Annotated in this window: 16 protein-coding genes and 1 pseudogene; 11 read left to right on the forward strand and 6 right to left on the reverse strand. The window is 63.6% G+C overall.

Annotated elements, in window-relative coordinates; all coding sequences use genetic code 11:
• Nucleotides 1-10: 10 nt before the first annotated feature.
• Nucleotides 11-1,599, reverse strand: a pseudogene (locus tag LGH82_RS28875) (glutamine synthetase family protein).
• On the opposite strand from LGH82_RS28875, the gene LGH82_RS28880 reads away from it, so the two are divergent.
• From LGH82_RS28880 to LGH82_RS28905, 6 genes are all read left to right on the forward strand, one after another.
• Nucleotides 1,493-2,281 (forward strand): helix-turn-helix transcriptional regulator, encoded by a 789-nt coding sequence (locus tag LGH82_RS28880; RefSeq protein WP_227345948.1) that lies wholly within the window; start codon nucleotides 1,493-1,495, stop codon nucleotides 2,279-2,281. The pseudogene LGH82_RS28875 and the gene LGH82_RS28880 sit on opposite strands and share 107 nt — an antisense overlap.
• Before the next feature lie 16 nt (nucleotides 2,282-2,297).
• The gene (locus LGH82_RS28885; RefSeq protein ID WP_227345949.1) at nucleotides 2,298-3,008 is read left to right on the forward strand and encodes a gamma-glutamylcyclotransferase; all 711 of its coding nucleotides are present in this window, start codon (nucleotides 2,298-2,300) and stop codon (nucleotides 3,006-3,008) included.
• A gap of 148 nt (nucleotides 3,009-3,156) precedes the next feature.
• Nucleotides 3,157-4,236 carry a diguanylate cyclase domain-containing protein gene (locus tag LGH82_RS28890; protein ID WP_227345950.1) on the forward strand — a complete coding sequence of 360 codons (1,080 nt, stop codon included), beginning with the start codon at nucleotides 3,157-3,159 and terminating at the stop codon, nucleotides 4,234-4,236.
• Between the two features lie 108 nt (nucleotides 4,237-4,344).
• Nucleotides 4,345-4,548 (forward strand): hypothetical protein, encoded by a 204-nt coding sequence (locus tag LGH82_RS28895; protein ID WP_227345951.1) that lies wholly within the window; start codon nucleotides 4,345-4,347, stop codon nucleotides 4,546-4,548.
• Nucleotides 4,549-4,581: 33 nt separating this feature from the next.
• The gene (locus tag LGH82_RS28900; RefSeq protein WP_227345952.1) at nucleotides 4,582-4,773 is read left to right on the forward strand and encodes a hypothetical protein; all 192 of its coding nucleotides are present in this window, start codon (nucleotides 4,582-4,584) and stop codon (nucleotides 4,771-4,773) included.
• Between the two features lie 97 nt (nucleotides 4,774-4,870).
• The gene (locus tag LGH82_RS28905; protein WP_227349713.1) at nucleotides 4,871-5,089 is read left to right on the forward strand and encodes a DUF6500 family protein; all 219 of its coding nucleotides are present in this window, start codon (nucleotides 4,871-4,873) and stop codon (nucleotides 5,087-5,089) included.
• A gap of 26 nt (nucleotides 5,090-5,115) precedes the next feature.
• Here the strand turns inward: LGH82_RS28905 and LGH82_RS28910 are convergent, their stop codons facing one another.
• Nucleotides 5,116-5,589 carry a MarR family winged helix-turn-helix transcriptional regulator gene (locus tag LGH82_RS28910; RefSeq protein WP_227345953.1) on the reverse strand — a complete coding sequence of 158 codons (474 nt, stop codon included), beginning with the start codon at nucleotides 5,587-5,589 and terminating at the stop codon, nucleotides 5,116-5,118.
• A gap of 133 nt (nucleotides 5,590-5,722) precedes the next feature.
• Between LGH82_RS28910 and LGH82_RS28915 the strand changes: the two genes are divergently transcribed.
• Nucleotides 5,723-6,916 (forward strand): FAD-dependent oxidoreductase, encoded by a 1,194-nt coding sequence (locus LGH82_RS28915; protein ID WP_227345954.1) that lies wholly within the window; start codon nucleotides 5,723-5,725, stop codon nucleotides 6,914-6,916.
• A 10-nt stretch (nucleotides 6,917-6,926) separates the two neighbouring features.
• Here LGH82_RS28915 and LGH82_RS28920 read toward each other — a convergent pair whose 3' ends face one another.
• Nucleotides 6,927-7,430 (reverse strand): MarR family winged helix-turn-helix transcriptional regulator, encoded by a 504-nt coding sequence (locus LGH82_RS28920; protein WP_227345955.1) that lies wholly within the window; start codon nucleotides 7,428-7,430, stop codon nucleotides 6,927-6,929.
• A gap of 55 nt (nucleotides 7,431-7,485) precedes the next feature.
• On the opposite strand from LGH82_RS28920, the gene LGH82_RS28925 reads away from it, so the two are divergent.
• Complete coding sequence (locus LGH82_RS28925; protein WP_227345956.1) at nucleotides 7,486-8,439, forward strand: quinone oxidoreductase family protein; 954 nt, start codon at nucleotides 7,486-7,488, stop codon at nucleotides 8,437-8,439.
• A 124-nt stretch (nucleotides 8,440-8,563) separates the two neighbouring features.
• Here the strand turns inward: LGH82_RS28925 and LGH82_RS28930 are convergent, their stop codons facing one another.
• Genes LGH82_RS28930 through LGH82_RS28940 form a run of 3 tightly spaced genes read right to left on the reverse strand, consistent with a single transcriptional unit; the run spans nucleotide 8,564 to nucleotide 9,556 of the window.
• Nucleotides 8,564-8,989: a GFA family protein gene (locus LGH82_RS28930; protein WP_227345957.1), complete on the reverse strand. Its 426-nt coding sequence runs from the start codon at nucleotides 8,987-8,989 to the stop codon at nucleotides 8,564-8,566.
• Between the two features lie 49 nt (nucleotides 8,990-9,038).
• Complete coding sequence (locus LGH82_RS28935; protein ID WP_227345958.1) at nucleotides 9,039-9,305, reverse strand: DUF1488 domain-containing protein; 267 nt, start codon at nucleotides 9,303-9,305, stop codon at nucleotides 9,039-9,041.
• Nucleotides 9,302-9,556: a hypothetical protein gene (locus tag LGH82_RS28940; protein ID WP_227345959.1), complete on the reverse strand. Its 255-nt coding sequence runs from the start codon at nucleotides 9,554-9,556 to the stop codon at nucleotides 9,302-9,304. Before LGH82_RS28940 ends, LGH82_RS28935 begins: the two co-directional genes overlap by 4 nt.
• 247 nt (nucleotides 9,557-9,803) lie before the next feature.
• Between LGH82_RS28940 and LGH82_RS28945 the strand changes: the two genes are divergently transcribed.
• The 3 genes from LGH82_RS28945 (at nucleotide 9,804) to LGH82_RS28955 (ending at nucleotide 12,220) form a co-directional block, all read left to right on the forward strand.
• Entirely contained in the window at nucleotides 9,804-10,118 is a 315-nt protein-coding gene (locus LGH82_RS28945; RefSeq protein WP_227345960.1) for a co-chaperone GroES, read from the forward strand.
• An 89-nt stretch (nucleotides 10,119-10,207) separates the two neighbouring features.
• The gene (groL, locus tag LGH82_RS28950) at nucleotides 10,208-11,839 is read left to right on the forward strand and encodes a chaperonin GroEL (protein ID WP_227345961.1); all 1,632 of its coding nucleotides are present in this window, start codon (nucleotides 10,208-10,210) and stop codon (nucleotides 11,837-11,839) included.
• Nucleotides 11,840-12,055: 216 nt separating this feature from the next.
• On the forward strand, nucleotides 12,056-12,220 hold the full coding sequence (locus tag LGH82_RS28955; protein ID WP_227345962.1) for a hypothetical protein: 165 nt from the start codon (nucleotides 12,056-12,058) through the stop codon (nucleotides 12,218-12,220).
• The last annotated feature ends 60 nt before the right edge of the window (nucleotides 12,221-12,280 follow it).

The following is a 12,280-nucleotide window of genomic DNA, read 5'->3' on the forward strand; positions in this document are numbered from 1 at the left end:
AAACTCCCGATCAGACGATGCCGAGGTACCGCCTGATCTCCCATTCGCTTACCTGTTTCTGGTACTCGCCGAATTCGAAGCGTCGCCCGGTGACGAAGCTGTCGATGAAGTCGTCGCCAAAGATCTCGCGGGCGACGGCGCTTGCGTTGAGCCGTTCCGTTGCCTGGCCGAGATCGGAGGGACGGCCTCCGGCGAGGGCGTCGCGGCATAGAAGTTTTCGCCGCTGCCGGCCGGCGGCTCGATCTCGTTGCGGATGCCGTAAAGGCCGGCGCCGATGCAGAGCGCCAGCGCCAGATAGGGATTGGCGTCGGCCGAGGGCACGCGAAATTCGACGCGGGTGGATTCCTGCTCGTCATTGATGACGCGCACCGCCGCCGTGCGGTTCTGGACGCCCCAATTGGCTGAAGTCGGCGCCCAGGCGCCGGGCACCAGCCGCTTGTAGGCGTTGACGGTGTGGGCGCACATCGCCAGCAGTTCGGGCATCAGCGCCACCAGGCCGCCGATGAAATGGCGGCCGAGCCGGCTGATGCCGTCCGGCGCGTCGGGATCGGCGAACACCGCATTCCCGGCCCTGTCGCGCATCGAGACATGCAGGTGCCCGGACTGGCCGGGCAGCGCCGGCGAGAGTTTTGACATGAAGCCGGCGGTCAGGTCGTGGCGGGAGAAGTAGCCTTTGGCGAAATTCTTGAACAAAGCCGCATCGTCGGGGGATTTCAGGCCCTTGGCGTAAGTGAGCGGTGCCTCGAAACAGCCGGGGCCGAGCTCGGTGTGGATGGCGTCGAGGCCGATCCCCATCGTCGTCATGGTGTCGTGCAGGCCCTGCAGGAGGTCACCATGGATGGCTGATGTCTGCAGCGAATAGGTGCGGTTGCCCTGCGCGAAATAGGTGAGGTCGCGATACTCCTTGGCGCGCAGGCTTTCGGGCGTCTCGTCGAACAGGAAGAACTCGTATTCGAACGCCGAGAATACGTCGAAGCCCAGTTCCGCGGCCTCGGCAATCAGCCTCTGGCAAAGATTGCGCGGCGAGCGCTTGCCGAAATCGCCGGAGAAATCGGCGATGCAGAGCGCTGCATCGTCGGCGAACGGATATTTGCGCAGGCTCGCGGCATCGAGGAAGGCCGGGCGGTCGATGAAGGCGCCGTCGATGAAGGTCTTCTCGGCGATGTCCCAGAAATACAGGACCTCGCAGAACGGATAGCCGTTGGCGGCCAGCTTGACCGCCTTGTCGGCGGAGACCAGCTTGTCGCGAAATTCGCCGGCTGGGTCCATCATGCCGATATGCACGGCCCTGGCACCAAGCTTTTCCAGGCCCGCCGCGAAGGTCGCGCCGGCTTCATTGACTGTCGACATATAGGCCCGCCCCAGTATTTTCGCCCTGAGGCTAGGCTTGGGCTTCACGCAACAAAATATCCCGTTAGGGACAGACGGGCAGGAAAATTGGTATGGCCGTGAGCAGGCCCGCAACGTGCGGCCAGAGGAAGGGAGGATCGCGGTGACGACAGGCTTCGCGCCATGGAACAGGAAGATTGCCGCGGCAATCCAGGAGGTCGGCACGCCGGACTTCCCGCAGCGCATCGAGGAGGCGCTGAAGGCGGTCATCGACCTCGATATCGTGATGATCTTCGCCTATTCCGGCACGGAAAAGCCTGTTTGCCTCTACCACAATATCGATCCCGCGCGGGCGGCGGTCGTCATCACCGCCTATGCGAACGGACCCTACCTGCTCGACCCCTTCTATCGGGCGGCGACGGACCCGAAGGCCATCGGTGTCAGGCAGCTGAGAAGAATGGCGCCGGACCAGTTCTACAGTTCCGAATATTTCCGCAGGCACTACGGCCTGACCAAAATCCGCGACGAGGTCGGCATCGTCTGCCGCCCAGTGGGAAGTGCTGCCATCGTCGTCAGCTTCACCAGGCCGATGGAGTCGCCCGCCTTCGGGCGGCGCGACCTCAAGATCATCCATGACGCCGAACCCGTGATCCGCCTTTTGATCGAACGCAACTGGAGCAACGCCCGGCTCGGCACCAGCGAGATCGATGCCGAACCGGTCGATCCGATGAACGCGACGCTGAACAGGATGACGGGCGGCGTGCTGACGCCGCGTGAAATCGAGATCACCTCGCTGATCCTGCGCGGACATTCAAGCGCGGCCATCGCCGACGCGCTGAACATCGCCGAGGGAACGGTGAAGAATCACCGCAAGAACATTCACCAGAAGCTCAGGATCTCCAGCCAGTCCGAGCTGTTCTCGATGTTCATTTTCCACCTGTCGAAGCAATGATGGCCCGGTGTATCCGATGAGCGATGACATGAAGATTAGCCGGCAAAAGTCGCCGATGGCGCTGACCGAGGAACTGGTCGCCCGCACGCTGCGCGTCGTCGAGGATGCCGGGCCGACGCCGGGCATGATCCACATGACCGACGCCGATTATGTGCGCGTGCGCGACGAGGTGCTGGCCTCCGCGCCGCCAGGGCCGGCAAGGCTGTTCGCCTATGGTTCGCTGTTGTGGAATCCGGTTGGCGAAGTGCGGGGCGGCGAGAGGGCGGTGGCGACGGGCTGGCACCGGTCGTTCTGCTTCACCGTCAAGCGCTACCGGGGCACGGTCGAGCAGCCCGGCCTGATGATGGCGCTCGATCGCGGCGGCCAGTGCCAGGGCATGGTGTTCGAGATCGCCGAGCCGCTGACTGATAATCTCGACGCGCTGCTGCGCCGCGAGATGACCATACTGCCCGCCGTCAACGTGCCGCGCTGGCTGCGGGTGAGGACGGAAGGCGGCGTGTCGCGTGCGCTGGGCTTCGTCGTCAATCCGGCCAGCCCGCGCTATGTCCGGCTGAACAAGCCGGCGATCGCAGCGACCCTGGCCCGAGCCGTTGGACATTGGGGCTCCGGCGCGCAATATCTGTTCGAGACCATCCGCCATCTGGAAGCCTGCGGCATCCGCGATCGCAATCTGTGGGAGTTGCAGGAACTGGTGGCGCAGGAGATCAGGCGGGGGCAGGGTGGCTGAGAACGCCGCCATAACCCAGGGTAAGCGGCCTATCCCCACCAATTCCTCGCAAGCCCATCCGCTCCTCAGTAAATATTAATCGCTTCCGCGCGATTGTGGCGTTGCCGCTCCAAGGAAGGCGGCGACAACAGAGCCTGGACATGCCCATATGCCGTACAGCCCCAAGGGTCCTGCGCGGCCGAACGCGTCGCGCTTGCGCGGTGGCGTGTCGGACGCGGCGGGCTCGCCCGAGCGCGCCCGCCGGCGTGATGCCGCCACCATCGCGCGGCTGAGGAGCGAACTGACCGCGCAGGCGGAGCTGATCCGCGAGCAGGGCGTTTCGCTGGCGCACAGCCGCAAGATCTTCGACCGCGCCTCAGCCGCCGCGCGCATTGGCGTGTGGGAATGCAGCCTGCCCGACGAGACGCTGCGCTGGACCGATGTCGTCTATGATCTGTTCGACCTGCCGCGCGGCACGGTGCCCGATCGCCAGCTGACACTGGCATGCTATCCGCCGGCTTCGCGCAAGGTGCTGGAGGCGATGCGCGGCCGCGCGATCGAGGAGCGCAGCGGCTTCACGCTCGACTGCGAAATTACCACCTTTGCCGGCCGCAGCCGCTGGATCCGCATCACCGCCACCGTCGAATGCGAGGACGGCGTGCCGGTGCGTATCTTCGGCATGAAGCAGGACATCACCGAGGAAAAGCTCCTGTCGGATCGCATGCGCTACCTGGCGGAATTCGACGTGATGACGGGGCTGGCCAATCGCGGCCAGTTCCAGGCGCGCCTGGCGCAAGCTGATCAGGCGGGGCAGGGCACGGTCGGCGCGCTGCTGTTGATTGATCTCGACGGGTTCAAGGCGGTCAACGACACGTTCGGCCATGTCGTCGGCGACGATTGCCTGAAGGAAGCGGCCGCGCGCCTCGGCGCGGTCTGCCAGGGAGCAGACCTGGTCGCCCGCGTCGGCGGCGACGAGTTCGCCGTTCTGCTCGGGCCCCATCTCGACCGTGGCGCGGTTTCCGGCCTGGCGCGCGGCATCATCGACGCCATGGGCGAGCCGGTGAGTGTCCGTGGCCAACCGCTCAAGCTCGGCGCCTCGGTCGGCGTCGCCTTTGTCGAGACGGGCGCGATATGCGACCTGTTCATGAAGGCCGACACCGCGCTCTACGCCGCCAAGGCGGCCGGCCGCAACACGTTCCGGATCTTCAAGTCGGACACTCCGAAAGGTCGCCGCGCCGACGCAGCCTAAGGGCACGCTCCGGCATGCAATTTTCATTTGGCATGCAAGGCATTCGAGAAAAGGTGTTATGAAGATGTCCGGGCCTTTCCGGCCTTCTCCTGACATCCGAGGTCTTTCGTGCGTGAGCCATCGCTGCTGCCTGTCTTCGGAAAGCTCGGGCTGAAGACGCGGGTCGTCATGGCAGTGCCGGCCCGGCCGGGACAGATGGCCGACCGCATGCGCCAGCTTATGACGTCCCACGGAGCAATGGTGTTGAAGCTTTCCATCGTCGTCTGGACGGTCGTTGTCCTCGCCGCCGTGTTTTTCATTGTGCAGGGCTGACCCTTCAAGGCCGAACCAACTGGAACTCCACCCATGCCAAACCGCTACGCACTGCGCAGGGAGCAAGAGCACAGCTGGACCATCGTCGACGTCTTCACCGGCCAGCCCGCGGTGCTCAAGCATCGGGTCTTGGTCGGCATGAGCACACGCGATGCCGACGACATGGTCGTGCAGATGAATGTGCGGGATATAAAGCGGCGCGAAAAGGCCGATCGAAAGTCCTGATCCCGTCATCAAGCCGCAAAACGTGCCGGCGATCCAGGCCGGCATTTTGTCGCCGGAAACAGCGCGTCGGCGTGAAACCACCAACAGGAGGATTCCCGTGCGAGCGAGCCTGAAGGAAAAGATACTGGAGGTCTGCGATCGCAAAATCTCCGAGAAAGGCCCCGGCGTCGGCCTGTCGTTCTATGCGTTTTTCGCAAACAGGAATGACGATCCCGACCTTCTCATGGAAGCCGCGGAATGGTGGATACGAACCTGCAAATTCGACCATTTTGAAAAGGCCGTGAAGATACGGGCGATGGTCGAGGAGATGGATTGATTTCACCCAGCTTCGGATGATGGAGATCAGCGTTCGGGCGTTGGTCCCGCTTCCGCGGATGCGGCGGCGTCGTGGCATGGCGGCGCGTCGCTGCCGGCGCGCGCATTCTCGATGACGCGGTGAAGCAGCGCCGTCAGCGTCTCCACCTCGCTTTCGCTGAATCCGGCCAGCGCTTCGCTGTTGCCCCTGGCCAGTATGGCGCGGGCCGGCTCTATCCTGTCGATGGCGTGATCGCTGAGAGAAATCAGGCTGCTCCTGCCGTCGGCGGGGTCAGGGTCGCGGCGGATCAGGCCGTCGCGTTCCATGCGGGCGAGAAGCTGCGCCATGCTTGGCTGCTCGACGCCGGCGAGCCGCGTCAGCTCCTTCTGCGACAGGCGGGCACTATCCTTCAGCGCGACGAGCACCGGCAACTGGCTGACGCTGATGCCGAGCTCGCGGAACCGCGTGTCGGCGATGCGTGACAGGAAGCGCGCGGCGGTGGCGATGAGCATAGCGGGCATCGCCCGGGGCTGCCAGGACTCGGATGGGTCGGACATTTACATAGTTGCCTATTTAAATTGCTGCCGGGATATTTACATTGGGTCCTATCTAGATATATAGAGCCCTATATAATTTCTAGCACAGGAGGCGACCGTGTCGCAACAACCCACGACCGAAACCCCCAAAATCGCAATCATTGGCGGCGGGCCGGGCGGCCTGACGCTGGCTCGCATCCTGCATATAAACGGCATCGCCTCGACGGTGTTCGAGCGCGACGAGCATGCGCTGGCGCGGCCGCAGGGCGGCTCGCTCGACATGCACGCCGATACCGGCATGCGGGCGCTGCGCCTTGCGGGCCTGGAGGATGCCTTTCGCAATGTCGCGCGCTACGAGGACCAGGACGGCAAGGTCTGCAGCCCAGATGGCAAACTGCTGTTTTCGGACTCCGATCCGGACGGCGAGCGGCCGGAAATCGATCGCACTCAGCTGCGCCAGCTGTTTCTCGACGCTTTGCCCGGGGGCACGGTACGCTGGGGACAGAAGGTTGAGGCCGTGCGGCCGCTGGCGGATGGCCGCTATGCCGTGTTCGCCAATGGTGGCGATGGGGGCGAAGCGGGCGAGCCGTTCGATCTTGTCGTCGGCGCCGATGGCGCGTGGTCGCGGGTGAGGCCGCTCGTCTCCGATGCGGTGCCTTGCTATGAAGGCGTGATTTTCTGCGAACTCGGCATCGACGATGCCGATGCCCAGCATCCCGCGCTCGCGGCACTGGTCGGACATGGCAAGATGTTCGCCAAGGGCAGGTCGCGGACACTGGTCGGCCAGCGCAGTTCCAATGCCCATATCCGTGTCTACGCGGCGTTGCGGGCGCCGGAGAGCGCGCTCAAGCTCGACACCGCCGATCCCGATCGCACCAGGCAGGAAATCGCCGGTCATTTCGCCGATTTCGCACCGGTATTGCGCGCCCTGATCACCGAGGCGAAGCTGCTGGCCATCAGGCCGATGTATGCGCTGCCAGTCGGCCATCGCTGGGCCAACCGGCCGGGCGTGACGCTGATCGGCGATGCCGCGCATCTGATGTCGCCCTTCGGCGGCGAGGGCGCCAACACGGCGATGGCTGACGGTGCGGACCTCGCCATGGCGCTGGCTGATGGCAACGACTGGCGCCAGGCGGTCGCCGACTATGAGGCGATCATGTTCCCGCGCGCCGAGGAGGCGGCTGATGGAGCGGCGGAAGGGCTGCGCGGAGGCGTGTCGGAAGACGCACCCGATCATATACTGGAGCATGTGGCCGCCGCGCGGGAACGCGCCCATCCCGGCAATCGGGTGGATGACGGTGCTTCGGCCTGACAGGCCGAACCTACGCCCCGGCCAGCGGATCATGCGGGTCCGCCGGAAGGTTGGTGAAATCGTCAGCGAATTTCCGCATCAGTCGCACCAGCTCGTCGATATCATGGGCGTCCCAGCTCTCGAAAATGCCGCGCCCGATCCTGTCGCGCGCGGCATCGACGAGATCGGTCATCGCCTTGCCCTTGGGCGTGATGACGGCTTCGCGCACGCGCCGATCTGCGCCGGGCTTGCGCTCGGCGAGGCCAAGGCTTTCGAGCTTGGCCACCTGTCGGCTGACGGTGGTGTAGTCGCGGCCGACGCGATCGGCGAGGTCAACCACGCCGATCGGGCCGAAGCGCTCCACGCTCACCAGGAGTGGGAACAGCGCCCGATCCAGGCGGATGCCGGCCTCCCTGATCAGGAATTCATCGCGCTGCGGCTGGTTCATGATGCTGACAATGTCGAGCACCGCGCCGTGCAGTTTCCGCAGTTGGTCACTAATATGTGTATTATGCACTGTTTTTCTTGACGTCATGATCCGCCTCGATATATGTGTATTTAGCACATAAAAATTCAAAGGAAACCATCTCATGAAAGCAGCAATCGTTCAGGGAGCCGGGCAACCGCCGGTCTATGGCGTGTTCAGCGATCCGGTTGCGGGCGAGGGCGAATGCATTGTTACCGTGACGGCCGCCGCCATCAGCCATGTCGTCAAGGGCCGGGCCTTCGGCGCGCACTACAGTTCGTCGGGAAAGTTTCCCTTTGTCGTCGGCATCGATGGCGTCGGGCGGCTGGAGGATGGCCGCCGTGTCTATTTCCTGATGCCATCAGCGCCCTTTGGCAGCATGGCCGAGAGGGCCGTGGTGCCGGTGAGCCGGTGCCTGCCGCTGCCCGATGCGCTTGACGATGTGACGGCGGCGGCGATCGCCAATCCCGGCATGTCATCTTGGGCGGCCTACACCGAGCGGGCAAAATTCCGAGTGGGCGAAACCGTTGTTGTCAATGGTGCAACGGGAACGTCGGGCCGGCTGGCCATCCAGATCGCCCGGTATCTCGGAGCCGGCAAGGTCATTGCCGTCGCCCGCAACGCCGAGGCGCTGAAATCGCTGCCAGCCCTTGGCGCCGACGTGACCATTGCGCTGGGCGACGACGAGGCGGCATTGGATGCCGCCCTGAAAGAGCAGTTCGCTGAGGGAGTGGACGTGGTGATCGATTATCTGTGGGGTAAAAGTGCTGAACGCCTGATCGCCGCCGGTGCGCGCCATGGCAAGGGTGCGATGCCCATCCGCTATGTCCAGGTCGGCTCGATGAGCGCCGGCGACATCACCTTGCCAAGTGCGGCGTTGCGGTCCTCGGCGATAGAGTTGATGGGCAGCGGCATCGGCAGCATTCCGCTTGAGCGCCTGGTCCAGGCCGTCGACGGTCTTCTGCAGGCCACCGTGCCCGGCGGTTTTCAGATCGCGTCCACGGTCGTTCCGCTATCGCAGGTGGAACAGGCCTGGCCCAGGGACGACAGCACCCGGCGCACCGTGTTCACAATCTGAGCCAACCGGAATGCGATTGGCCGCGTCTAGCGCGGTTCATCGTTTCACGGAAACGCCGAACCGCTCTATCTCTTTGTTTTCACGCAATTCCGGACGGAAAACCGTTTCACACCCTGGAATTGCTCTATTCGCTGGCCACCTCGACGTGCCACCATTTCGGCCGTCCGCCCCTGAAAGAGTGGTAGGTGGGCATCAATTCCCTGGCGCCCGGCTTGTCGAAGACCCCCAGCAGCAAGGCAATGACGGGCTTGTCGTCAATGGCGCCGATCGTGCTGCCGCAGCCGGGACAAAAGGCGCGGCTTGAAAATTCTGATGACCGGAAGACGGAGGGCATGCCGCCTGTCCCCGTCCAGGTCACGCTTTCGCTTGGGAATTCCACCCAGGCGGCGGTCAGGGCGCCGGTGTGGCGCTGGCACATGCGGCAGGAACAGGTGTGCGGCGCGCCGGCCGGGCCGATCGCCTCGAAACGCACGGCGCCGCAAAGGCAGCCGCCCACATGGCGCCTGGGCTTTGCCGGTCGCGTCTTGATCGTTGCGGATGTCAATTCCACGGCCCCCTCAAGTTGTGCCGAGTGCTTAGCTCAAGGGGTCGATCGGGTTCTAGCCGAAATCGGCGGCCGTCAGCACGTACATGCTCTTGCGCGTACGGTCATAGGCCTTCGACGCCACATCGCGGATGGCGTTGCTCTCCGTGTCGAATGCGGCGAGGTAGCCGGCTTCGTTGGCCGCGGTTCCAGGCCGCATCTTCGACATGGCGTCGGCGGCGACCGAGAAGGAAATCTGGAACATGCCATCATGGCCGACGAAACGGATACGCTTGCCGGCCTCGTCATAGCTGCGGCTGCGGTTGGGGAAGGTCAGGCTCATGATTTTGCCTCCATCGCGGCGGCCTTCTTGGTCACCCGCTTCTTCTTCGGCGTTGGGTTCAAGGCTTCGGCGACGCGGTCGGCTTCTTCCTTGGCCAGGCGCAATTCCCTGAGTTTTGCCGTCTTGATGATGCGCAGCTTCGCTTCCGTCATATATTCGGCGGTCGCCTTGTTGCGCTCGGCCGTCTTCTTCTGCTTGTCCACGAAGCGGGCTTCAGCCTTTTCCATGATACTCGGATTGCCTTCGGCCATTGGCTAAATCTCCCTTATGTTTGAAATTGTGAAACCGAACTTGTCCGATAAATAGGGACTCAGCGGAGAAAATTCAATTTTTACAATATTTAGCTTCCGGTAAATATCAGGAATCGGCCGGGTAAAATAATACTTTTGAATATTTGAATTCGGCCGGGAATAATTTTTGGCACTCCTATCTATCGAGTGCCAATGCGCCTATATATGGGGGCGTGGCCGCCTGTGCCGGCCCCAGAAAGAAGACCTCATGAAATTTCGGCCACTCCACGACCGCGTCGTCATTCGTCGCGCTGAAGGTGATACCAAATCCAAGGGCGGCATCATCATCCCCGACAATGCCAAGGAAAAGCCGCAGGAAGGCGAAGTCATCGCCGTCGGTCCCGGTGCACGCGACGAAAATGGCGCGCTTGTTCCGCTCGACGTGAAGGCCGGCGACTTCATCCTGTTCGGCAAATGGTCGGGCACTGAAGTCAAGATCGACGGCGAGGACCTTCTGATCATGAAGGAAGCCGACATCATGGGCATCATCGAGAAGACCGTCGAAGCCAAGAAGGCTGCCTAATCCTCTGAGGAGCCGGCCTTTGCCAGCTCCGCGAGCGGCCCACTCCACCACACGAACGGGCCCACCACAAAAACGGGATTGAAAAAACCATGTCTGCCAAGGAAATCAAATTCTCCACCGATGCGCGCGACCGCATGCTGCGCGGCGTCGAGATCCTCACCAATGCGGTGAAGGTCACGCTCGGCCCCAAGGGCCGCAACGTCATCATCGACAAGGCTTATGGCGCGCCTCGCATCACCAAGGACGGCGTCACCGTCGCCAAGGAAATCGAGCTTGCCGACAAGTTCGAGAACATGGGCGCGCAGATGGTGCGCGAAGTGGCCTCGAAGACCAACGACCTCGCCGGTGACGGCACCACCACGGCAACCGTGCTGGCCGCCTCGATCCTGCGCGAAGGCGCCAAGCTCGTCGCCGCCGGCATGAACCCGATGGACCTCAAGCGCGGCATCGACCAGGCCGTTGCCGCCGTCGTCGGCGAAATCAAGGCGAAGGCCAAGAAGGTCAAGTCGTCGGCCGAGATCGCACAGGTCGGCACCATCGCCGCCAATGGCGACGCCACCGTCGGCGAGATGATCGCCAAGGCGATGGACAAGGTCGGCAATGACGGCGTCATCACCGTCGAGGAAGCCAAGACCGCCGAAACCGAACTCGACGTCGTCGAAGGCATGCAGTTCGACCGTGGCTATCTCTCGCCCTATTTCGTCACCAACGCCGACAAGATGCGCGTCGAGCTGGAAGAGCCCTACGTGCTCATCCACGAGAAGAAGCTCGGCAATCTGCAGGCGATGCTGCCGATCCTCGAAGCGGTGGTTCAGAGCGGCAGGCCGCTGCTGATCATCTCCGAGGACGTCGAAGGCGAGGCTCTTGCCACGCTGGTCGTCAACAAGCTGCGCGGCGGCCTCAAGGTCGCGGCCGTCAAGGCGCCGGGCTTCGGTGATCGCCGCAAGGCGATGCTGGAAGACATCGCCGTGCTCACCGCCGGCCAGATGATCTCCGAGGATCTCGGCATCAAGCTCGACAACGTCACCATCGACATGCTCGGCCGCGCCAAGCGCGTGCTGATCGAGAAGGACACCACCACGATCATCGACGGCGCCGGCACCAAGGCGACCATCCAGGCGCGCGTCGCCCAGATCAAGGGCCAGATCGAGGAGACGACCTCGGACTACGACAAGGAAAAGCTGCAGGAACGTCTTGCCAAGCTGTCGGGCGGCGTTGCCGTCATCCGCGTCGGCGGCGTCACCGAGTCGGAAGTGAAGGAAAAGAAGGACCGCATCGACGACGCGCTGAACGCAACGCGTGCAGCGGTTGAAGAAGGCATCGTGCCCGGCGGCGGCGTGGCTCTGCTGCGTGCCAGGTCGGCACTTGCCGGCCTGACCGGCGCCAATGCCGATGTCACCGCTGGTATCTCGATCGTGCTTCGCGCGCTTGAGGCTCCGATCCGCCAGATCGCCGAGAATTCCGGCGTCGAAGGCTCGATCGTCGTCGGCAAGCTCACCGACAGCAAGGATCACAATCAGGGTTTCGACGCCCAGAACGAGGTCTATGTCGACATGATCAAGGCAGGCATCGTCGATCCCGCGAAGGTGGTGCGTACCGCACTGCAGGACGCCGGCTCGATCGCGGCTCTGCTGATCACGGCGGAAGCCATGATCACCGACATTCCGCCGAAGGATGCGGCACCGGCGGGCGGTGGCGGCGGCGGTATGGGCGGCTACTAACCGGATTCAGGTGAGGCCGGCCTGCAAACGGCGGTTTCCTGCGCTTCCGGTGCTCACGTACCCAAAAGTACGCTCCGCTCCGGTTCTCGGAAACCCCCGTTTTCGGATCGGCCTGACCTGAATCCTGGCGCTCAGCTCTTGAGGCTTAGCGCTTCGAGATGCCGCCGGGGCAGTGTCCCGGCTGCGGCGGACAGCAATCTTTAAGGAGACCACTCCATGAGTGCATTCGTCCCGAAGCCGCTTCCTCGCAAGCCGATGCCGGCGACCAAAGTGGCCGAGGAAAGCCGCTTCGAGCGGATCCTGCGCATCGCCGCCGCGCACAAGACCACCGCCACGCCACCGCGCACCCCACGCAAGATCGGCGACAAACGCCCGATGTGATCGGCTGGCCGCGGCGCGGCTTCGAGATTTCCGCCGGAGCGGACCAAGTCCGCGTGTCTT

It is taken from the genome of Mesorhizobium sp. PAMC28654, from assembly GCF_020616515.1.
In the GTDB taxonomy this organism is placed as follows: Bacteria; Pseudomonadota; Alphaproteobacteria; order Rhizobiales; family Rhizobiaceae; genus Mesorhizobium.